The following is a 21,620-nucleotide window of genomic DNA, read 5'->3' as shown; positions in this document are numbered from 1 at the left end:
CCAGACCCGGCGCTCAGCCGCCTGTGGCCTGGGCCAGCCAGTCCTGCATGGCAACCCAGGCGCCGACATTGGCATCGGCATTGGCCGCCGCGGTGCCGCCGTTGGTGGTCAGCACGCCTGACACCGGATGAACCGAGGCAATGCGCGTTGTCGGCACATAGGGGAACAGGATGGAATGGCCGGCCTCGGGCCAGTTCTCCCAGACCACCGGGGGCTTGTGGCCGGCCGCTGCCAGGCTGTTCGCCACCATCAGCGCATAAAGATCCGAGGGCCAGGCGCCATCGTCGCCGCCCGAGATCAGAAGGACCGGGCCGCGGATCCGCTCGACCGGGATACGGGCCCGGGCGCAGGCGACCGGATCGCCAAGCGCCGTCACCATGGCCTTGCTGTTGCGCCGGGGCGGCAGGCCTTCGTCATAGGGCGTCCAGCTGGCCGCGCGGTTGCCATCCCAGATATGCACCAGCGGCTTGCCGTCCAGCAGCCAGGACGGGCCATCGCGGCCAAGCGCGGGGTCCGCGGCCGCCTGCCCGCCATGGACAAAGGCGCTTGGCACCCAGCCGGCCACCGCAGACACCTTGTCGGGGAAGGTCGCCCCCAGCAGCAGCGCCAGTTCCCCGCCGCGCGACTGACCGCTGACGGCGACGAAATCCCCCTTGGGCCGGACGCGCGCGCGCAGCCAGTCCAGCGCATGGGCGAAATATTCCAGCGCGGTGTTGGAGATGTGTTTCTGCACCCCCGGATAGCCGAAATAGGCCAGCGTCAGCGCATGATAGCCCTTGGCCGCCATCAGCGCCGCGCGCGGTTCATTGACCCCGCCGTTCGAGCCGTTGAGGAACATCACCGCCGGGAACGGGCCGTCACCTGCGGGGCTGTAAAGCACACCGACGACGCCATCTCGGGCAATCTCGTGCCGGGTGACGCCGGGGGCCAGCAGGCGCTGGACCATAAGCGCCTCGGCGCGTGCGGCGCCGCAACTGGCGGTCAGCCGCGTCTCCAGCGGCTCGGCGGTCGAGGCGTTGAATTGCGCGTGGTCCTTGGCACCGCCACTGGGGCAGATCTGCGACCAGATCGGCCCCATGGCCGAGACGCCCGCATAATCCCCGCCGACCGGCGCATCGCGGGTCAGATCGACGCAGCCCGCCGCATCGGCGCGAAACACCGCGCGGCTCAGCCACGGGTGGCCCGAGCGGGGCGTTTCCGCCCCGATCGTCACCAAGGCCCCGGGCTGCGCGCCGGATACGGTGATCCGGCGCGGCACGTCGATCAGCGCATCGACGGGTTCGACAGTCAGCGAAAGCCCGGTCATGGCCCGCTTACTCCGACGTGACCTGCATCGGGACCGACCGGTCCGAGGTCCAGGGCGTCACCTTCAGCCCTTTGCGCGAGGCCCAGATGTTCTTGTAGTGGAACAGCGGGATCACGCCGACATCCTTGGACACGACCTTGACCGCATCGCGGATGATCGCCTCGCGTTTGGCATCGTCGAATTCCGAGGTCGCGGCTTCCAGCAGGCGGTCATGTTCGGCCGAGCTGTAGCGGCCCCAGTTCGAGGCGCCGAGACCCTTTTCCTTGCTGACCGTGCCAAGGATCGTGGTCATGGCATAGGTGCCTTCGCCCGTGCCATTGCCCCAGGCGATGGTGGCCATGGCATATTCGTTGGCATTTGCCTTGCCCGAATAGACCGAGAAGGGCACGACCTCGACCTGGGTTTCCACGCCGATCCGGGTCCAGAACTGGGCGATGGCCTGCGCGGCCTCGGGCGCCATCGGATAACGCTCGCCGGGGACATGCATGGTCAGCTTGAAGCCGTCGGGATAGCCTGCCTCGGCCAGCAGCGCCTTGGCGCGGTCGACGTCAAAGGCGATGGGGCCGGTTTCCGGGTCATAGCCGAAGGTGCCTTCGGGCATCCACTGGCTGGCCACCGTCGCACCGCCGCGCAGCACGCGGTCGGCGATCAGATCGCGGTTGATCGCGATGTTCAGCGCCTCGCGCACGCGCTGGTCCAGCAGCGGGTTCTTGTCCAGCGGCTTGCCGGCCTTGTCGGTGATGAACGGGTTCGGCGCCGGGTTGAAGCTGGGTTGCAACAGCAGCACCCGCAGCCCCGGATAGTCATGCACCGTCACCTTGTCATTCTCGCGCAGCGATTGCAGGTCAGACAGCGACACCTTGTCGATCACATCCACATCGCCCGCCAGCAGCGCGGCGGTGCGGGCGGCCGGGTTGGCGATATAGCGGAAGGTCACGGTCTTCCATTCGGGCCTGGTGCCCCAGAACTCCTCGTTCCGGGTCATCACCACGCGATCGCCCGGCACATAGCTTTCCAGCTTGTAGGGGCCCTGGGTGATCAAGGCCTTGCCGCTGTTGTAATCCTCGGTCGTGGCCGTCTCGCCGACATGCTTGCTGACGACATAGACGGTGGACAGGTTGGTCGGCAGCAGCGGGTTCGGCACATTGGTCTTGATGATGACCGTCTTGGGGTCCTTCGCCTCGACCGAGGCAATGGTGCGCACGAAACCGCGGAAGCTGGCGACCGATCCGGGCACATCGCGCACACGGGCATAGCTGAAAGCGATGTCATCGGCCGTGACGGGGGTGCCGTCGGACCAGTTGGCATTGTCGCGGATCTTGAACTCCCACGTCGTTGGGTCGATCAGCGTCCAGCTTTCGGCCAGCCACGGAACCGGGCCCTTGGTGTCCTTGGGCGTCAGGGCGGCCCAGAACATCTGTCCGGCATTGTGATCGCCTGCGTGGTTGTTCAGCTGCGGATCAAGCGACGAGATCGGATCCGTATAGCCAAAGCGCAGATCCTGCGCCGCGACCGCCGTGGCGATCAGCGAGGCGGCCAGCGCCGTCGAGATGGCAAGATGTTTCATCAAAGGCTCCCTTGTCGGCTGGTTGGTTGGTCGTTGGTGTCGTTCAGATGGCAGGCGCTGCGATGCGCGGCGCCCACCTGCCTCAGCGCCGGGCGTTCGATGCGGCAGCGATCGAAGGCCAGCGGGCAGCGCGGGTGGAAATGGCACCCTTTGGGCGGGTCGATCGGGCTGGGGATTTCGCCCTTCATCGCCACCCAGGTCTTGCGGCGCTGTTTCAGATCGGGCAGCTCGGCCAGCAGGGCGCGGGTATAGGGGTGGTTCGCGCCGGTGGCGAAGCGGGTCGCGGGAATATCCTCGACGATGCGGCCCAGATACATGATGACCACCCGGTCGCAGACATGTTGCACCGCCCGCAGATCGTGGCTGATGAACAGATAGGTCAGGTTCAGCTGGGCGCGCAGGTCCATGAACAGATTGAGGATCTGCGCCTGGATCGACACGTCCAGCGCCGCGATGGATTCGTCGCACACCAGAAACCGCGGCCTAAGCGCCAGCGCGCGGGCAATGTTGATGCGCTGGCGCTGCCCGCCGGAAAACTGGTGCGGAAAGCGTGACCGCACCGCCGGATCCAGCCCCACCCGCGCCAGCTGATCGCTGACATAGGCGTCAAACCCCGCCTTGTCGGTCATGCCATGAACCAGCGGCGCCTCGCCCACCGCCTGATCGACGCGCAGGCGCGGGTTCAGGCTGGCTTGCGGATCCTGAAAGATCATCTGCACGTCGCGGTGGACTGCCTTGTCGCGCGCGGCATCGCGGCCATAGACGCGGGCGCTGCCATCGCTGGGGCGCATCAGACCGGCGGCGATGCGGCCAAGGGTGGATTTGCCCGATCCCGACTCGCCCACCAGCCCGACGAATTCGCCCGGCGCGATGGTCAGGTCCACCCCGTCCAGCGCATGGACCACCGGCTTTTGCGGCACGAGGCCCAGCCGCACCGCGACCGAGCGTTTCTGTTCCCCGAACCGCTTGGAAATCCCGCGCAGGTCCAGAACCGGGTGTTCCGCGGCGCTCATGCCGTGACCTCCTCGATGGCTGACACGGGGCCGGACAGCGGATGAAAGCAGCGCACCCGCTGCGGCGCACCGGGGCCAAGCGCGGGCTGGCGCAGGCACGCCTGCGAGGCATGGGCACAGCGCGGGGCAAAGGCGCAGCCGGGCGGCGGGGCATACATGTTGGGTGCGGTGCCGGGGATCTGCTGGAGCCGCGCGCCATGGGCCGCCTGCCCCGGCAGGCTGGCGATCAGACCCGCAGTATAGGGGTGGCGCGGCGCATCCAGCACCGGATCGACCGGGCCCAGCTCGACGATGCGCCCGGCATACATCACCGCGATCTCGTCGGCGATGCCGGCGACGACCGAGAGATCGTGGGTGATCCAGACCAGCGCCATGCCGGTCTGGCGCACCAGCTCTTGCACCTCGACAAGGATCTGCGCCTGGATCGACACATCCAGCGCGGTTGTCGGTTCGTCGGCAATGATGATGTCGGGGCGGTTCAGCATGGCGATGGCAATCGCCACCCGCTGACGCATCCCGCCCGAGAGCTGATGCGGAAAGGCGTCCAGCCGGCTTTCGGGGCTGGGAATGCCGGTCGCGGCCAGCGCATCGCGGGCGCGGGCGCGGGCGGTCGCGGTATCGACCCGCTCATGCGCCTGGATCGCCTCGATCATCTGCACACCGATGCGCAGCACCGGGTTCAGCGTCATCATCGGATCCTGGAACACCATGGCGATCCGGTTGCCCTGCAACTGGCGCATCTGGCGGCGCGACATGCGCGCCAGATCCTGCCCCCGATACAGGATCTGCCCGGCATGGATGCGCCCCGGCGGGTCGATCAGGCCCATGATGGAAAAGCCCGTGACGGACTTGCCCGACCCCGATTCCCCGACCAGCCCCAGCGTCTTGCCGGCCGACAGGGTAAAGGACACATCCTCGACCGCGCGCAATTCGCGCCCGCCCTGACGGAACCGGGTGCACAGGTTGCGGACTTCCAGCAGCGGCGCGCTCATGTCAGGGCCCTCGGGTCGAACACCTCGCGCAGACGGTCGGCGATGAGGTTGATGGAAACGATGGCGCACAGCAGCGTCAGGCCAGGAAAGAAGCTGATCCAGTAATCGCCCGACAGCATGTATTGAAACCCGTTCGACACCAGCAGACCCAGCGAGGGCTGCGTGACCGGCACGCCCAGGCCCAGAAAGCTCAGCGTCGCCTCAAGGGTGATCGCGCGGGCGATCTGCAGCGTGCCGATCACGATCAGCGGCGGCAGGCAGTTGGGCAGGATATGCCGGATCAGGATGCGCGCCGATCCAAGGCCAAGGCCGCGCGCGGCCTCGACATAGTCACGCTGGCTTTCGACCAGCGCCTGGCCGCGCGCGGATCGGGCGTAATAGGCCCATTCCATCAGCACCAGCACCAGCACCACATTGCCCACCCCGCGGCCAAAGGCCGCCAGCATCAGCAGCGCCACCAGGATAGAGGGCAGCGCCATGATCAGATCGACCAGCCGCATCAGCAGCGCATCGACCGACCCGCCGGCATAGGCGGCGATCAGCCCCAGAAGCGTGCCGACCGCCCCGGCGATCAGCGCCGATCCGATCCCCACCGTCAGGCTGGTGCGCAGGCCATACATGATCGCCGACAGCAGATCGCGCCCCTGCCCGTCGGTGCCCATCGCATAGACCATGTCGCCCGCGAAATTTTCCGCCCCCGGCGGCAGGCGGGCGTCCATCACGTCGATCTGCATCAGGTCATAGGGGTTTTGCGGCGCGATCCATGGCGCCAGCACCGCCACCAGCCCAAAGCCCAGCGCCATGACCAGCCCCAGCACGGCCAGCGGCGAGCGGAAGAAGGCGCGCAGCTTGTCCACCAGCGGGGATTGCGGCGGGGCCTCGGGTGCGATCACGCTCATCGCGCGCCCCCTCCGATGCGAACCCGTGGGTCGAGGATCCGGTAAAGGATATCGACGATCAGGTTGATGGTCACAAAAAGCGTAACAACGACAAGCAGATAGGCCACGACAACCGGCCGGTCGAGCGCGTTGATGCTGTCCAGGATCAGCTTGCCCGCCCCTGGCCAGGCAAAGATGCTTTCGGTCACGACGGCAAAGGCGATGGTGGATCCAAGCTCCAGCCCCAGCACGGTCACCAGCGGGATCATCGTGTTGCGCAGGATGTGCATGCGCACGATGCGCAAGGGCGACAGCCCCTTGGCGCGGGCGAATTTCACATAATCCAGCGCCACCACCTCGCGCACGCCTGACCGGGTCAGCCGGATGACCATCGACACCTTGAACAGCGACAGGTTGATCGCAGGCAAGATCAGGTGCCGCAGCCCGTCCAGCGTGGGAAACGACCATTCCGCCCCCAGAAAGCGCACGGTTTCCCCCCGCCCGCTGGCCGGCAGCAGGCCCATCTGCACGCTGAACACCATGATCAGCAAAAGCCCCACCCAGAAGGTCGGCAGCGAAAAGCCAAGGATGGATCCCGTGGTGATCAGCCGGGCCAGCGGGTTGTTCGGCTTCAGCCCCGCGAACAGGCCCAGCGGCACGCCGATCACCACCGCGAGGATCAGCGCGGCAAAGGCCAGTTCCAGCGTGGCCGGCAGGCGTTGCAGGATCAGCGTCACTGCCGGGGTGTTGTAGACGAAGCTGCGCCCCATCTCGCCGTGCAGGGCGCTGACCAGGAAGTTGACATACTGGATCCAGATCGGCTGATCGAGACCAAGGTCCCGGATCAGCCGCTCGCGGTCTTCCAGCGTGCTTTCCTGCGAGAGCAGCACATCGACCGGGCTGCCGACGAAATGCATCCCGACAAAGACGATGACCGACATCGCCAGCACGACCAGAACGGCCTGAAGGATCCGGCGCAGCAGCCAGACACCCGTGGTCATGCCAGCACCCCTTGCGGATGGGGCGCCGCGGTCCATTCGTCGCCAAAGACCTCGGGGATGTTGTGGGTCATCATGCGCTGGTAGTGATGGTCGATATCCTCGCGCCACAGCGCGCCGGCAATGCCGCGGGCCAGCCGCCGCGCGCCATCGGAAATCGCCGGAATGTCGCCCGAGATGTTGCCTTGCGACATGACCGCCGGATAGCAGAAGCAATGGACGCGGCTGATCCCTGCATCCGGGGCGCCCGCGCGCGGCAGGAATTCAAAGGCGGGGCCAAGGTCGGGCAGCCCCAGAAGGCCGGCATGATCGCGGGCGTTCCGGGGCTCGATCCGCTCGGCCCAGGTGCGGGCATCGCGGGCGATGCGGGCCAGAAAGGGACGCGCCGCCCAGTCCACCTTGAAGCCGGTGGCAAAGATCACGAAATCCACGCGATAGGCGCCCTTGGAGGTTTCGAGCACCACCTCTTCGCCTTCGGCGCGGGCCGAGACGAGGGCACAGCCCAGATGGAACTGCGCATTGGCATGGCGCGAAACACGCAGCACGCTGGCGCGGGGCGGGGGCACCTGCGCCTCGGCCAGCGAGGTCTGGATGCGCCATTTCCAGTCATCGGAGAGATCGCGCATCCCGTAGACCGAGCCCGGATTGCCCATCGCCATGCCGCGATTGACGCGCGGAATGTCGGCGCGCCGGATCAGCAGATCGACCCGCGCAGCCCCGGCTTCCAGCGCCGTGCCGGCACTGTCCATTGCCGAGGCCCCGGCGCCGATCACCGCGACGCGCTTGCCGGCAAGCGCGGCATAGTCGTTGCGGTCCGACGAATGCGCCCACAGATGGCGCGGCAACCCGTCCACCAGCGGCGGCAGCGACGGCCCGCCCAGCCCATCGCGCCCGGTCGCCAGCACGACGCGGCGCGCGCGGCGAACCTGCGTGCCATCCGGCCCTTCGATCTGCAATTCCACATGATCGCCCATCGGGCGGATGTCGCTGACGCGCTGGCCGTTGCGGATATCCAGCCCCAGAACCTGCCGGTACCAGCGCAGATAGTCCATCCATTGCAGGCGCGGGATCTTGTCCAGCCGGGCCCAGTCCTCTGGGCCGAACTGCGCCTCGAACCAGGCGCGAAAGGTCAGCGAGGGAATGCCCAGCGCCGGGCCGGTCAGGGTTTTGGGGGATCGCAGCGTCTCCATCCGGGCGGTGGTGGCCCATGGCCCCTCGAACCCCTGCGGGCGTTCGTCAAAGGCGGTGACGCGCAGCCCCATATGCCCCAGTGCGGCCGTGACGGTCAGCCCGGCCATGCCGCCCCCGATGACAGCCGTATCCAGCAAGACCTCGCCCGCCTTTTCAATGTCGGGCAGCCAGCGGTTGGCGGGCAGCGTCAGATAGCTCAGATCGCGCGCCACACAGGCGTTCAGCTCGGCCAGGTTTGCAGGAGAGGCGGTCATGCGGGATCCTCCGATAGGGCCATGCGGGCGACAATGTCCTGATGTGTCTCGGGCGGGCTAAGGGCAAAGCCGGGCACACGGGCCAGCGCCTCGTCGCGCAGCGCCTCGATCAGCCGGGTGCTGCGCTCGCAGGGTTGGCCGGGGTTCGGGGTCACGACCCCGACGAAATAGGGAATGGCGGTTTCCAGCGGCAGAAGCCGCACATCGGGCACCGGCGTGCCCGAGGTCGACACCGGCTCGATCACGCTGATCCCGCAGCCGGCGCGCACAAAGGCCAGCACGTTCATGGTGGAATTGGTGGTGATCGTCGCGGGGGCCACCCCCGCCTCGCGCAGCGCGCGGCGCACCCGGTTCGGCAAGCCGCTGGGATTGCCAAGGCCGACCATCACCCGCTCGCGCAGCGCCGCAAGGGCCACGGGGCCGGTGCCCCGCGCCAGCGGATCATCCTCGCGCACTGCCAGCATGCACGGCGCCGACCCCATCCAGCGGATCGTCAGGTCACGATGTTCCAGCGGCAGGCTGCTGGCGCCAATGTCCACGGCGCCCTCGCGCACCTGGCTGCGCACCCGTTCGGGGCTGGTCGTCTCGATCACCATCTCGCCCCGGGTCGCGCCGTCCAGCCGCTGCCAGGCATGGGGCAACAGACCAAAGGCCAGCGAGGACACTGCCGCCACCCGGATCGGCTTTTGCGGCGATTCCGCCAGCGCCCGCGCCCGCACCATCACATCCGAGACCGAGGCCAGCGCGCGTTCCACATCATCGCGCAGCAACATGCCGACGCGGGTCAGCACCAGCCGCTGGCCCACCCTTTCGAACAAAGGCTGGCCCAGTTCGCGCTCGACCTCCTGGATCAGCCGGCTGACCGAGGGCTGCGAGGTGTTCAGATGCCGCGCCGCCGCCGTCACGCTGCCCAGGGTGGCCACCACCAGATAGGCCTCGAGCGCCTTCAGATTGCGCATGTCGCCTGCCCCGCTGCCATTCAGTCCTCCACCCGGACCGGATCGCCCAGCACATGCATCAGCCGGTTGGCCCAGCCGAACATCGCGCTGGCCAGCACCAGATCGGCAATTTCCAGATCGTCCAGCCCGGCCGCCCGCAGCGCGGCAATGTCATCGGCCCCCACCGCAGGCGGGGTCTGCGACAGTTTGACGGCAAAGTCGAACATCGCCTGATCGCGCGCGCCCAGTCTGGCCGCGGGCCCTGCGCGGAAAATCTCGTCAGTGACCTCGGGCGCCTTGCTCAGCTGGGCATGGCGCTGTGCGTGGACGGCGGCGCAATAGACGCAGCGGTTGACGATGGACGCGCCGATCGCCCCGATCTCGCGCCCTGCGCGGTCCAGCCCGTCCTTGCCATACATCACCGCATTGAACAGCGGAGAGCGGGCATTCAGGCTTTCGGGATCATGTGCCAGCACCAGCACATAATCCGACACCTTGGTGTTCGAGGGCGTGACCTTCAGCGCCTCCAGCTGCTGGGGCGTTGCCGCGTCCAGCCGGACCGGGGTGATCCGGGGCTGCCAATGCGGCACGGTGCGGGTGAACTTGTGGATGACCCGGCTCATTGCGCACCCCCTGCAATCAGCGCCAGCCCGGCGGCAACGCGGCATTGATAGGCGAGGAACGCCGCCATCTCGCACAGCCGGACCACATCGGGCTCGGCCACGCCTGCGGCGGTCAGCGCGGTAATGTCGCCCGCGACAATCTCGCGCGGGGTGGTGGCCACGCGGTCCATGAAGGCCAGAACGACCGTCTCGGCCGCATCGCGCCCCTTGTGGGTCGGGTCGGCCAGCCCGGCAATGGCAGGATCGGCCACCTTGGCCAGATAGCCCGCGTCCAGCCCGCCGATGCCATGCAGACGGCAGATGCGCGCCGCAACGGCATGGCGCCAGTCGATGGACCAGCCCCCCGGATCAGCAGGGCTCAGGACCGAGTCCCGCGCCTTGCGGCTCATCTGTGCAATGTCGCTGCGGGCCTTGGGCAACAGGTCGAACCCGTCGCGGCTGTCTGGCGGCATGTCCATGGGGCGCTCCCTGATTGAAAGCCGAATCCTGGCCATATCATTCATTCTGCGCATCAAGCTGCATCAGTCATTCACATTATGTCTAGCTTTTCCTGCAATCGGCGGCAGAAAAGAAAAAGCCGTCCACCCCTGGACGGCCCTGACAGAACGCTGTCGCGCAAAAGATGTGCAGAATGCGAATGTTTTACCGGCCTACAGTGGCAGCGGCCGCCCGTCGAAGATTGATTCCATCGCGAAATACGAGGTGACGGTTTCCAGCCCCTCCATCTGGATCAGGCGCTGGTAGACGCTGTCATAGGACGCCATGTCCCCCGCCGCGATCTTCAGCAGATAATCGTAGTCGCCGCTGATGCGGTAGAACCCGATCACCTGGGGGATCGCCTCGACATGGGCGCGGAACTGGCGCAGCCAGTCGGCCGAATGGCGCCGCGTGCGCAGCATGACGAAGACGGCAAGCGAGGCCCCGACCGCCTCGGGCGCCACGCGGGCGGTATAGCCCTGCACGACGCCCGCCGCCTCCAGCGCCTTCAGCCGGCGCCACAGGGCGTTTTGCGACAGCCCCACCTCATCCGCCAGATCGCGCTGCGAGCGCGAGGCGTCGCGTTGCAGCGCGTTCAGGATGCGGCGGTCGATATGATCCAGCTTGTGCGACATTCTTCGATCAAACCTTGCAGAGAAATCCCCGTAACGGGGAAAGATATGTGAAATCTGCTGATCGCGGAAGTGCTAGGCCAATGGGATGCCGGAAAGGACCGCGATGACCCTGCACAGCCGCCCGACTGCCACGCCCACCCTGCCCCGCCCCGATTGCGCCAACCGTGCCTGGGCACGGGCCGCCATCGCGCAGCTTCAGGGCGATGCGCGCCGGTCGGCAGATACCCATCTGGTCAAGCCGGTGTTCCCCGGCCTGCGCGGCATCGACGTCTATCTCAAGGACGAAAGCACCCATCCGACCGGCAGTCTGAAACACCGCCTTGCCCGCTCGCTGGTGCTCTATGGCATCTGCAACGGCTTCATCGGCCCGCAGACCACGCTGGTCGAGGCCTCGTCGGGGTCTACCGCTGTCTCCGAGGCCTATTTTGCCCGTCTGCTGGGCCTGCCCTTCGTGGCGGTGATGCCCCGCAGCACCTCGCGCCAGAAGGTGGCCGAGATCGAACGCTTCGGCGGGCGCTGCCATTTCGTTGACCGCGCCTGCGACGTCTATGGCGCGGCCGAGGCGATCGCGACACAAACCGGCGGGCATTACCTTGACCAGTTCACCTATGCCGAACGGGCGACCGACTGGCGCGGCAACAACAACATTGCCGAAAGCATCTTCACCCAGATGGAGCAAGAGCTGCACCCCATCCCCGACTGGGTGGTGATGAGCGCCGGGACGGGCGGCACCTCGGCCACGCTGGGGCGCTATATCCGCTATCGCAACCTGTGCACCCAGCTCTGCGTGGTCGATGTGGAAAACTCGGCCTTTTACGACTGCTACCAGTCGGGGGATCGTTGCATCACCAAGCCGACCGGATCGCGGATCGAAGGGATCGGGCGGCCGCGGGTCGAACCCTCGTTCCTGCCTTCGGTGGTCGATCACATGATCCGCCTGCCCGATGCGGCCTCGATCGCGGCGGCGCGGGTGCTGTCGGACATGATCTTCCGCCGGGTCGGCGCCTCGACCGGGACGAATTTTCTGGGCCTGTGCTGCATTGCCGCGGAAATGATGCAGCAGGGCCGCGCCGGATCGCTGGTGACGATCATCTGCGATAGTGGCACCCGCTACAGCGACACCTATTTCGACGATGACTGGCTGGCAGCGCAGGGTCTGGACATCGCGCCCCATGCCGACGGGCTGCACCGCTTTCTGGAAACCGGCGAATGGCGATTGCCCTTTGGCCCGGCCGGTCTGACCTGAGCGGACTGGACCCCCGGCCCCCTACGCCCTAGGGTTCGCCAGATACGAATCCCGGAAGGCCCGATGACCGAGACCCCCCGCTATCAGGTGCTGGCCCGCAAATACCGGCCGGAAACCTTTGCCGATCTGGTCGGCCAGGACGCCATGGTCCGCACGCTGAAGAATGCCTTCGCGGCGGGACGGATCGCGCAGGCCTTCATCATGACCGGCATTCGCGGCACCGGCAAAACCACCACGGCGCGGATCATCGCCAAGGGGCTGAACTGCATCGGCCCCGATGGCCAGGGCGGACCGACGACCGAACCTTGCGGCGAATGCGAACATTGCAAGGCGATCATCGAGGGGCGCCACGTCGACGTGATGGAAATGGACGCCGCCAGCCGCACGGGCGTCAATGACATCCGCGAGATCATCGACTCGGTCCACTACCGGGCGGCCTCGGCGCGCTACAAGGTCTATATCATCGACGAGGTTCACATGCTCTCAACCAGCGCGTTCAACGCGCTGCTCAAGACGCTGGAGGAACCGCCGCCGCATGTGAAGTTCATCTTCGCCACCACGGAAATCCGCAAGGTGCCGGTGACGGTGCTGTCGCGCTGCCAGCGGTTCGACCTGCGCCGGATCGAGCCCGAGGTGATGATCGGCCTTTTGCGCAAGATCGCCGCGGCCGAGGGCGCGCAAATCACCGATGCCGCGCTGTCGCTGATCACCCGGGCGGCCGAAGGATCGGCCCGCGATGCCACCTCGCTGCTGGATCAGGCGATCTCGCACGGCGCGGGCGAAACCGGCGCCGATCAGGTGCGTGCCATGCTGGGGCTGGCCGACCGGGGCCGCGTGCTGGATCTGTTCGAGGCGATCATGCGCGGCGATGCGGCCGGGGCCCTGAACGAACTTGGCAGCCAATATGCCGATGGCGCCGACCCCATGGCCGTGCTGCGCGATCTGGCGGAAATCACCCATTGGCTTTCGGTGCTGCAAGTCACCCCCGAAGCCGCCGAAGACCCGACCGTCCCGCCCGAGGAACGCGCGCGCGGGCTGGAACTGGCCAGCCGCCTGCCGATGCGGGCGCTGACGCGGATGTGGCAGATGCTGCTCAAGGCGCTCGAGGAAGTGGCGCTGGCGCCCAACGCGATGATGGCCGCCGAAATGGCGGTGATCCGGCTGACCCATGTGGCCGACCTGCCCGACCCCGGCAGCCTGATGCGCGAGCTGGCGGCGCTGCGCGACCAGCCCGGCGGAATTGCCAGGGCGGCTGCCGCGCCTTCGGGGGGCGGGGCACGGGCGATGGCACCTGCTGGGCGCACGATGGTGCAGGCCAGCGGCGCCACCGTGGCACTGGCGCAGGCGCCGGGGGTTCTGCCCACCACCATGACGGCGCTGGCCGAGCTGATCCGCGAAAAGCGCGACCTCAAGCTGCTGGTCGAGGTCGAAAGCCATATCCGCCCGGTCCGCTTTGCCCCCGGCCGCATCGAGTTTGAACCGACCCCGCAGGCCGCGACAGACCTTGCCGCCCGCCTTGCCCAGCGTCTGCAACTGTGGACCGGCCAGCGCTGGGGCATCTCGGTCGTGGGTCAGGGCGGCGGCCCGACCCTGGCCGAGGAAAAGGACGCCGATTTCACCGCCGCCAAGGCCGAGCAAGAGGCGACCAACCCGCTGGTTCAGGCCGTGCTTGCCGCCTTTCCCGGCGCGCGCATCACCGAGATTCGCTCGGCCGCCGCACTGGCCGAACAGGCCGCCGCCGAGGCGCTGCCCGAGGTCGAGGACGAGTGGGACCCCTTCGAGGAGGACTGACCCTTGTTGCGCCCCGGTCCCGCCCCCTATCTGTGACACGAGACACCCAAGGGAGAGATCACATGCTCAAAGGTCTTGGCGGCCTTGGCGACATGGCCAAGATGATGAAGGCCGCGCAGGAGATGCAGGAAAAGCTGGGCCGGATGCAGGAAGATCTGGCCAACCTGACCGTCACCGGCGAATCCGGCGCGGGGCTGGTCAAGGTGACGGCCAGCGCCAAGGGCGAGGTGAAGTCGCTGGACATCGACTCCACGATCCTTGTCGCCTCGGAAAAGGAAGTGGTCGAGGATCTGATCCTGGCCGCGATCCGCGATGCGCAGGCCCGCGCACAAGATGCGGCGCAGCGTGAAACGCAGCGGCTGGCAGAATCGCTGGGCCTGCCGCCCGGCATGAACCTGCCGGTCTGACTATGGCCGGCCCGCAGGGCGATATTGAAACGCTGATCGCGCTGATGGCGCGGCTGCCGGGCCTTGGCCCGCGCTCGGCCCGCCGTGCGGTGCTGCACCTCCTCAAGAAGCGCGATCTGCTGATGGCCCCGCTGGCCGAGGCGATGGCCCGCACCGCCGCCACCACCCGCGATTGCGCGATCTGCGGCAACCTGACCAGCCACGAGACCTGCGAGATCTGCGCCAACCCTGACCGGGCAACCGGCGAGATCTGCGTGGTCGAGGATGTGGCCGACCTGTGGGCGCTGGAACAATCCGGTGCCTTTCGGGGCCGCTATCATGTGCTGGGCGGCACCCTGTCGCCGCTGGATGCCATCGGCCCCGAGGATCTGCGCATCCCCGACCTGATCGCCCGGGTGACCGGAACGCAGGCGGTCGAAGTGATCCTGGCCTTGCCGGCGACGGTCGATGGCCAGACCACCGCGCATTATCTGGCCGATGCGCTGGCCCCGACCGGCGTTCCGATCTCGTCGCTGGCACAGGGCGTGCCAGTGGGCGGAGAGCTGGATTATCTGGACGAGGGCACGATCACCGCCGCCTTGCGGGCCCGCCGCCGGTTCTAGGCCGGGCAAACGCGCGCACGCATCTTGCCCTCGGCCGCCAGACGATTAGTCTGGCAATCAGGACTTCGACGGGGGATGCGGTGGAAACCGGGCTGGACAGAACCAGAGACACCGACACGCAAACAGCCACGGCTTCCGCCTATCTTCCTGACAGAAATGGCGAATCCGGGCCAGAGCCATTGCGCCGGATGCAGATTTCCTTCGTGAACGGCAGCCGTGTGCAGTTCACGTTGCATGAACTGCTCGGCTTTCACCGGCAGCGACATGCGGCAACCGCCATGGTCCTGCTGTGGCTGGCGCTGGTGTTTCTCAAGCCGTTCCCGGCGCTGGCCGCCCTGCCGCTGGCGAACCAGGTGGTGTTCTGGGGACTGGTCTTTCCCGGCACTTTCGCAATCTATCTGCTGGTCCTGATCGCGCTTGGCCGCAAGTTCACGCTGGCCCGCAGCTGGATTGCCCATGTCGTCAGCGCCATCGCCTGCGGTCTGCTGTCCCCAGAGCTGGGGATTCTGATCGGGCTGGAGCGATCGGATCCCATGCTGGAGATTCAGCTGATCGTCATGGCCTTTTCGCTGATCTGCTCGATGCTGGGTGAACTTCTGATGGTCACCTATCTGATGCCGCGGTTCCTCGCACGGCTAGAGCCGAAGGCGGCGCCAATCGATACGCCCGAAGCTGCCCTGCCCGTCACGCCACCTGCGACCGATGAAAAGGTGGTCTCGCTGCTGGGCCGGCCCGTTGCCTTGAACGATTTGCGGCTGGTGTCCGCCGAAGAACATTATGTGCATATCCAGACCGTCCAGGGCCGTCAGATGCTGCGCGGGCGCATCTCGGATATCGAGGCGCAATTGCCCGATGCGCTTGGGCTGCGGGTTCACCGCTCGCATTGGGTCGCAGCCACAGCGGTCAGCAGCCTGAACCGCGCGCGCGAGGGCTGGACGCTGGAGCTGACCGACGGCACCGTCATCCCGGTCGCCCGCGCGCGGCGCACGGCGGTCAAGGACTGGGTCGAGGCGATGGGCAAGGGCTGATAGCAAAAGGCCGCCCCGAAGGGCGGCCTGCAACGGTCAGCGGACCAGCTGATCGTCATCATCCTCGTCGTCGTCATCACCCTGCGGCAGGTTGAAGAAGCTGTCGGCATCGGAATAATCCGCCGGCTTTTCTTCCTTGGGCGACAGGCTGAACCCGGCAATCGCATCGGGAATGCGCGCATCCGGCGCCATGCCCAGCGAGGTCTGGGTCGACACCAGCTTGCGGCGTTCGTCGTCGGACATGACGCTGCCTTCGGCGGCCTTCTTCTTGACGGCGACCTGCACGGCCGCATCCAGTTCCGACTGCCGGCACAGACCCAGCGCCACCGGATCGACCGGCGCGATATTGGCGATGTTCCAGTGGGTGCGTTCGCGGATCTGCTGGATGGTCGGCTTGGTGGTGCCAACCAGCTTGGAGATCTGGCCATCCGACAGTTCCGGGTGGAACTTGACCAGCCACAGAATGGCGGCAGGACGGTCCTGACGCTTGGACAGCGGGGTATAGCGCGGGCCACGGCGCTTTTCCTCGCCCACGGCCGCGGCATTGAACTTGAGCTTCAGCTTGTAGAGCGGGTCTTTCTCGCCCTTCTGGATCTCGATCTGGTCCAGCTGGTTGTTCGCCACCGGATCAAATCCCTTGACGCCCCCCGCCACATCGCCATCGGCGATGCCCTGCACTTCCAGCTCGTGCATGCCGCAGAAATCTGCGACCTGCTTGAAGGTCAGCGTGGTGTTGTCCACCAGCCAGACAGCGGTCGCCCGCGCCATCAGCGGCTTTGTCATCGGATCTCTCCTTTACAAATCTCTCCCGGGCCGGGAAAACGGCTGCGCACCCTGGGGTCCGCCGATCCTCGTTTTCGGGGAATTGGCGATCCATATACGCGTTGCGCCGGCCAGAGGAAAGAGAAAATGCGTGTCCTGACCGCCTTGCTGGCCAGCCTTTGCCTGTCGATGCCTGCCCTGGCGGATCAGGCGGGCAAGTTCGACTATTACGTCCTGTCGCTGAGCTGGACCCCGAACTGGTGCGCTGACGAGGGCGACGCACGCCAGGACGACCGCTGCCGGACCGGCGCCCGGATCGGCTGGGGGCTGCATGGGCTGTGGCCGCAATATGAAAAGGGCTGGCCCAGCTGGTGCCGCACCCCCGAGCGTGACCCCACCCGCGCCGAAACCGCCGCGATGGGCCGGTTCATGGGATCGTCAGGGCTGGCCTGGCACCAATGGCAAAAGCACGGGCGTTGTTCGGGCCTGTCGGCGCAAGACTATTTCCTGACCAGCGCCCGCGCGCTTGGCAAGGTCAAGCTGCCCGAGATCTTCGGCAAGCTGGACAAGCCTGTCACCCTGCCCGCCAAGGTGATCGAAGATGCCTTTCTTGAGGCAAACCCGGCCATGACCCGCGATATGGTCACGGTCACCTGCCAGAAGCGCGCGATTCACGAGGTGCGCGTCTGCCTGACGCGCGATCTGACTCCGCGTCGCTGCGGGGCGGATGTGATCCGCGATTGCACCTTGCCCGATGCAAGGATGGACCCGGTGCGCTGATCGCGCGCCGGGCCGTTCGCCAGCCAGTCCCCGGCGCTTAGAGCAGCCGAAGATCCCCTGCCGAAGCACGGCCGTCACGGCCATTCAGCAGTTCGTAAGCGATTTTCTGATTGTCGTTCAGACCCTTCAGTCCAGCGCGTTCGACCGCCGAAATATGAACGAACACGTCCTTGCCACCATCATCGGGCGCAATGAAGCCGTAACCCTTCGTGGAGTTGAACCATTTCACGGTGCCGGTCGGCATTCCGTCTCTCCCAAGTCGCGTTCCCCCGGGGCGACATGCCGCGAGGGCGTGCGGCAAGTCTTCCGGTAAACCGCGTGCTGCCAAGGCAGCGGCGGGCAGAAAGTCTGACGTCACGTCCCGAGCATGACCGAACGCCGCAAAAAATCAAGCGTGCGTTAACATGGGCAAGACGGAACCTGCCGCCTTGCCCAATCCTTTGGCTTTTCCAGCGGCTTATCGCTGGTCAGGCGCCAGCGCGGCGGCCGCGAACTCCGCAACCGCTTCGTCCAGCGTCATGGTCTGGGTGCGCGTGTCTCCCAGACGACGGACCGAGACGGTGCGCTCGTTCACCTCGTTCATGCCGATGGCCAGGATGACCGGAACCTTGGCCACCGAATGTTCGCGCACCTTGTAGTTGATCTTTTCGTTGCGCATGTCGGCTTCGGCCCGCACCCCGGCCAGGGTCAGCGCCGTCACCACCTCGGCCACATAGTCGTCGGCGTCCGAGACGATCGAGGCAACCACGACCTGACGCGGCGCCAGCCAGAACGGCAGCTTGCCGGCGTGGTTCTCGATCAGGATGCCGATGAAGCGCTCGAACGAGCCAAGGCAGGCGCGGTGCAGCATGATCGGGCGGTGCTTCATGCCATCTTCGCCGATGTAATGCGCATCCAGCCGCTCGGGCAGGTTGGGGTCGACCTGGAAGGTGCCACATTGCCAATCGCGCCCGATGGCATCGCGCAGCACGAATTCCAGCTTGGGCCCGTAGAACGCACCTTCGCCGGGGAAAATCTCGTAGGCATAGCCTGCGGCGGTCACGGCGCTGGCCAGCGCGCCTTCGGCATAGTCCCAGCTTTCCTCGGTGCCGATGCGCTTTTCGGGGCGGGTCGACAGCTTGATCCGCCACTGATCGAACCCGAGATCGGCATAGATCGCGGCAAGGAATTCGATGAATTTCTTCGCCTCGGCCTCGATCTGGTTCTCGGTGCAGAAGATATGCGCATCGTCTTGCGTAAAGCCGCGCACCCGCATGATGCCATGCAGCGCGCCCGAGGGTTCATAGCGCGCGCAAGACCCGAATTCGGCCATGCGCAGCGGCAGGTCGCGATAGGATTTCAGCCCGACATTGAAGATCTGCACATGGCAAGGGCAGTTCATCGGCTTGAGCGCGTTGACCGTCTTTTCGCGGGCATGATCTTCGTCGACCTCGACGATGAACATGTTTTCCTGGTAGTTCGCCCAGTGGCCCGAGGCCTCCCACAGCTTGCGGTTCACGACCTGGGGGGTGTTCACCTCGACATAGCCGCCACGGCGCTGCTGGCGGCGCATGTAGTCTTGCAACTGGGTATAGATCGTCCAGCCGTTCGGGTGCCAGAACACCTGGCCGGGCGCCTCTTCCTGCATGTGGAACAGGTTCATCTCGCGGCCCAGCTTGCGGTGGTCGCGCTTGGCGGCCTCCTCGAGCATGGTCATGTGGGCCTTGAGATCGTCGCGGTTGCGGAAGGCAATGCCGTAGATGCGTTGCAGCATCGGGCGCGAGGCATCGCCCAGCCAGTAGGCGCCGGCCACATGGGTCAGCTTGAACGCATCCGCCGGCACCTGGCCGGTATGTTGCAGGTGCGGGCCCCGGCACAGATCCTGCCAGTCGCCGTGCCAGTACATGCGGATGTCCTCGCCCTCGGGGATCCGGTCGAGAAGTTCGATTTTGAAAGGCTCGCCGCGCTGTTCATAGTATTTGCGCGTGCGCTCGCGGTCCCAGAGTTCGGTTTTGACAGGCTCGCGCGCGTTGATGATCTGCTTCATCCGCGCTTCGATCTGGCCCAGATCCTCGGGGGTAAAGGGTTCGGCGCGGTCGAAATCGTAGAACCAGCCGTAATCGCGCACCGGGCCGATCGTGACCTTGACGTCGGGCCAGATCTCCTGCACGGCGCGGGCCATGATATGGGCGAGGTCATGGCGGATCAGTTCCAGCGCCGGGCCCTCGTCCTTGATCGTGTTGATCGAGACGGTGGCATCTGACAGGATCGGCCAGGCCAGATCCCAGTGCTTGCCGTTGACCTGCGCGGAAATCGCGGCCTTGGCCAGCGAGGGGGCGATGGAGGCCGCGACCTCGGCCGGGGTCACGCCGGCCGCATAGTCACGGATCTTGCCATCGGGAAATGTCAGGGAAATCTGGCTCATCGGCCGTCTCCTCGTCGGTTTGGCGCCCACGGAACGCCCGGTTGCGGGTATATGGTGGCGCCCTTCTGCGCGCGGGGGCGGACAAGGTCAAGGCGGATGGTCGATGTTTACGGATTGTTCTTGATCGGGCGCGGCGGCTTTGGCACTCTGGCCACAGCCGGGGGGAATGGATGCGCAGCTACGACGAGATTCTGGCGATGGCCGCCGAACGCAAGGGCGGGTTTGGCGCGGTGCTGGACGATATTCCCGTGCCGCTGGGCGCCGATGCGCTGGCCGCGATCCCCGATGATCGCTGGCTGTCCACGATGGCGCGCTGCATCTTTCAGGCCGGGATCAGCTGGAAGGTGGTCGAGGCCAAATGGCCCGGCATCGAAGAGGCGTTCCACGGCTTTGACATCGGCCGGGTGTCGATGATGGATGATGCTTGGTTCGATGCGCTGGTCGCCGATCCGCGGGTGATCCGGTCAGCCCCCAAGATCGCGGCGATCCGCGACAATGCGGCCTTCATCCGGCGCGTGGCGGAGGAGCATGGCAGTTTCGGGCGCAAGGTGGCCGACTGGCCAGCCAGCGATTTCGCCGGTCTGGTTGCCTGGCTGGCGAAACAGGGCAGCCGGCTGGGCGGGTCGACCGGCCCCTACGTGCTGCGTTTCATGGGGCGCGATGGCTATATCCTGTCGCAGGATGTGGTGAAACGGCTGGTGGCCGAAGGGGTGATCGACGGCCCGCCCACCTCGGCCAAGGCACGGGCAGCGGTTCAGCGGGCCTTTGATGAGTGGCAGGCGCAGTCGGGTCAGCCCTTGACCACGATCAGCCGGGTTCTGGCGCGCAGCATCGGCTGATCTGGAAGAAAAGGGGGGCCCTGCCCCCCTCTGCGCGTGCCGCGCATTCACCCCCCGGGGTATTTTCGGAAGGTGATGCGCTGGAAGCGGCGAGGCGCGGCTGCTAGGGTCGGCGCGATTTGCGAAGGAGAGGCCGATGCCCGAATTTCTGACCACAGCGCAAGGCCGCAAGATCGCCTATCACCGCACCAAAGGCGCGGGGCCGGGGGTGGTGTTTCTGGGCGGCTTCAAGTCGGACATGACCGGGACCAAGGCGGTGCATCTGCAGGACTGGGCCGAACGGACCGGGCGCGCCTTTCTGCGCTTTGACTATTCGGGGCATGGCCAAAGCTCGGGCGACTTTCTGGACGGCTGCATCGGGGACTGGGCCGAAGACGCCATCGCCGCGATTTCGGCACTGACCGAAGGGCCGCAGGTGCTGGTCGGCTCGTCGATGGGCGGCTGGATCTCGCTCTTGACCATCAAGGCGCTGCCAGAGCGGGTGGCCGGCTTTGTCGGCATCGCCGCTGCGCCGGATTTCACCGAGGACAGCATGTGGGCCGGGTTCACCAATGCGCAGAGATCCGAGATGGCCACGACCGGCCGGGTGGAACTGCCATCCGAATATTCCGACGATCCCTATGTGATCACACAGCGACTGATCGAGGACGGGCGAAACCGGCTGGTGCTGCGCGGCCCCCTGCCCCTGCCTTTCCCCGTGCGGCTGCTGCAGGGCACAGAAGATGTGGACGTGCCGCCATCGGTCGCGCTGCGCCTTTTGGATCATGCGCAGGGCGAGGATATCCGCCTGACGCTGGTCAAGGGCGCCGATCACCGATTCTCGACCCCTGATTGCCTTGCGTTGATCGAGGCGTCGATCGCGGGCATTCTGGACCGGATCGGGGGCTGA

The 21,620-nt window shown here is 66.4% G+C and carries 22 protein-coding genes; 8 read left to right on the top strand and 14 right to left on the bottom strand.

What is annotated here, in order from left to right; all coding sequences use genetic code 11:
* Positions 1-13 precede the first annotated feature (13 nt).
* The 11 genes from G481_RS0103360 to G481_RS0103310 form a co-directional block, all read right to left on the bottom strand.
* Complete coding sequence (locus G481_RS0103360) at positions 14-1,306, bottom strand: acyl-CoA thioesterase/bile acid-CoA:amino acid N-acyltransferase family protein (RefSeq protein WP_028028752.1); 1,293 nt, start codon at positions 1,304-1,306, stop codon at positions 14-16.
* 7 nt (positions 1,307-1,313) lie between these two features.
* A complete protein-coding gene (locus G481_RS0103355) occupies positions 1,314-2,873 on the bottom strand; it encodes an ABC transporter substrate-binding protein (protein WP_028028751.1) in 1,560 nt (519 codons plus the stop codon).
* Complete coding sequence (locus G481_RS22715; RefSeq protein WP_035025030.1) at positions 2,873-3,886, bottom strand: ABC transporter ATP-binding protein; 1,014 nt, start codon at positions 3,884-3,886, stop codon at positions 2,873-2,875. The genes G481_RS0103355 and G481_RS22715 overlap by 1 nt, the downstream gene beginning before the upstream one ends.
* Complete coding sequence (locus tag G481_RS0103345) at positions 3,883-4,878, bottom strand: ABC transporter ATP-binding protein (RefSeq protein ID WP_028028750.1); 996 nt, start codon at positions 4,876-4,878, stop codon at positions 3,883-3,885. Before G481_RS0103345 ends, G481_RS22715 begins: the two co-directional genes overlap by 4 nt.
* Positions 4,875-5,777 (bottom strand): ABC transporter permease, encoded by a 903-nt coding sequence (locus tag G481_RS22710; RefSeq protein WP_035025028.1) that lies wholly within the window; start codon positions 5,775-5,777, stop codon positions 4,875-4,877. Before G481_RS22710 ends, G481_RS0103345 begins: the two co-directional genes overlap by 4 nt.
* Positions 5,774-6,757: an ABC transporter permease gene (locus G481_RS0103335; protein WP_028028749.1), complete on the bottom strand. Its 984-nt coding sequence runs from the start codon at positions 6,755-6,757 to the stop codon at positions 5,774-5,776. The genes G481_RS22710 and G481_RS0103335 overlap by 4 nt, the downstream gene beginning before the upstream one ends.
* On the bottom strand, positions 6,754-8,199 hold the full coding sequence (locus G481_RS0103330) for an FAD-dependent oxidoreductase (RefSeq protein ID WP_028028748.1): 1,446 nt from the start codon (positions 8,197-8,199) through the stop codon (positions 6,754-6,756). Before G481_RS0103330 ends, G481_RS0103335 begins: the two co-directional genes overlap by 4 nt.
* Positions 8,196-9,158, bottom strand: coding sequence for a LysR family transcriptional regulator (locus G481_RS22705; RefSeq protein WP_035025026.1), 963 nt, complete (start codon positions 9,156-9,158; stop codon positions 8,196-8,198). Before G481_RS22705 ends, G481_RS0103330 begins: the two co-directional genes overlap by 4 nt.
* A gap of 20 nt (positions 9,159-9,178) precedes the next feature.
* Positions 9,179-9,760, bottom strand: a complete 582-nt coding sequence (locus G481_RS0103320) for a peroxidase-related enzyme (protein WP_028028747.1) — start codon at positions 9,758-9,760, stop codon at positions 9,179-9,181.
* A complete protein-coding gene (locus tag G481_RS0103315) occupies positions 9,757-10,218 on the bottom strand; it encodes a carboxymuconolactone decarboxylase family protein (protein WP_051294276.1) in 462 nt (153 codons plus the stop codon). Before G481_RS0103315 ends, G481_RS0103320 begins: the two co-directional genes overlap by 4 nt.
* A 192-nt stretch (positions 10,219-10,410) precedes the next feature.
* Positions 10,411-10,872: an Lrp/AsnC family transcriptional regulator gene (locus G481_RS0103310; protein WP_028028745.1), complete on the bottom strand. Its 462-nt coding sequence runs from the start codon at positions 10,870-10,872 to the stop codon at positions 10,411-10,413.
* Positions 10,873-10,975: 103 nt separating this feature from the next.
* Between G481_RS0103310 and G481_RS0103305 the strand changes: the two genes are divergently transcribed.
* The 5 genes from G481_RS0103305 to G481_RS0103285 all read left to right on the top strand — a co-directional run bounded on the left by G481_RS0103305 (position 10,976) and on the right by G481_RS0103285 (position 15,946).
* Positions 10,976-12,118, top strand: coding sequence for a PLP-dependent cysteine synthase family protein (locus G481_RS0103305; RefSeq protein WP_051294275.1), 1,143 nt, complete (start codon positions 10,976-10,978; stop codon positions 12,116-12,118).
* 63 nt (positions 12,119-12,181) lie between these two features.
* Positions 12,182-13,909 (top strand): DNA polymerase III subunit gamma/tau, encoded by a 1,728-nt coding sequence (locus tag G481_RS0103300; RefSeq protein WP_028028743.1) that lies wholly within the window; start codon positions 12,182-12,184, stop codon positions 13,907-13,909.
* A 62-nt stretch (positions 13,910-13,971) separates the two neighbouring features.
* Positions 13,972-14,316: a YbaB/EbfC family nucleoid-associated protein gene (locus tag G481_RS0103295; RefSeq protein WP_028028742.1), complete on the top strand. Its 345-nt coding sequence runs from the start codon at positions 13,972-13,974 to the stop codon at positions 14,314-14,316.
* Between the two features lie 2 nt (positions 14,317-14,318).
* Entirely contained in the window at positions 14,319-14,918 is a 600-nt protein-coding gene (gene recR / locus G481_RS0103290; protein WP_028028741.1) for a recombination mediator RecR, read from the top strand.
* Between the two features lie 188 nt (positions 14,919-15,106).
* Positions 15,107-15,946, top strand: a complete 840-nt coding sequence (locus tag G481_RS0103285; protein WP_028028740.1) for a LytTR family DNA-binding domain-containing protein — start codon at positions 15,107-15,109, stop codon at positions 15,944-15,946.
* A gap of 36 nt (positions 15,947-15,982) precedes the next feature.
* Here the strand turns inward: G481_RS0103285 and G481_RS0103280 are convergent, their stop codons facing one another.
* Positions 15,983-16,729, bottom strand: a complete 747-nt coding sequence (locus tag G481_RS0103280; protein ID WP_028028739.1) for a DUF1013 domain-containing protein — start codon at positions 16,727-16,729, stop codon at positions 15,983-15,985.
* A gap of 126 nt (positions 16,730-16,855) precedes the next feature.
* Here G481_RS0103280 and G481_RS0103275 point away from each other — a divergent pair, with 126 nt between their 5' ends.
* Positions 16,856-17,488, top strand: a complete 633-nt coding sequence (locus G481_RS0103275; protein WP_028028738.1) for a ribonuclease T2 family protein — start codon at positions 16,856-16,858, stop codon at positions 17,486-17,488.
* Positions 17,489-17,525: 37 nt separating this feature from the next.
* Here G481_RS0103275 and G481_RS0103270 read toward each other — a convergent pair whose 3' ends face one another.
* Positions 17,526-17,732 (bottom strand): cold-shock protein, encoded by a 207-nt coding sequence (locus G481_RS0103270; RefSeq protein WP_028028737.1) that lies wholly within the window; start codon positions 17,730-17,732, stop codon positions 17,526-17,528.
* 213 nt (positions 17,733-17,945) lie between these two features.
* Complete coding sequence (thrS, locus tag G481_RS0103265; protein WP_028028736.1) at positions 17,946-19,892, bottom strand: threonine--tRNA ligase; 1,947 nt, start codon at positions 19,890-19,892, stop codon at positions 17,946-17,948.
* Between the two features lie 170 nt (positions 19,893-20,062).
* Between thrS and G481_RS0103260 the strand changes: the two genes are divergently transcribed.
* Complete coding sequence (locus G481_RS0103260; RefSeq protein WP_028028735.1) at positions 20,063-20,731, top strand: DNA-3-methyladenine glycosylase I; 669 nt, start codon at positions 20,063-20,065, stop codon at positions 20,729-20,731.
* A gap of 136 nt (positions 20,732-20,867) precedes the next feature.
* Positions 20,868-21,620 (top strand): alpha/beta hydrolase, encoded by a 753-nt coding sequence (locus tag G481_RS0103255; RefSeq protein ID WP_028028734.1) that lies wholly within the window; start codon positions 20,868-20,870, stop codon positions 21,618-21,620.

Origin of the sequence: Gemmobacter nectariphilus DSM 15620 (genome assembly GCF_000429765.1) — a bacterium.
Lineage (GTDB): Bacteria > Pseudomonadota > Alphaproteobacteria > Rhodobacterales > Rhodobacteraceae > Wagnerdoeblera > Wagnerdoeblera nectariphila.
Note: the sequence above shows the minus strand (reverse complement) of the source record. Positions and strands in the feature narration are given on the sequence as shown.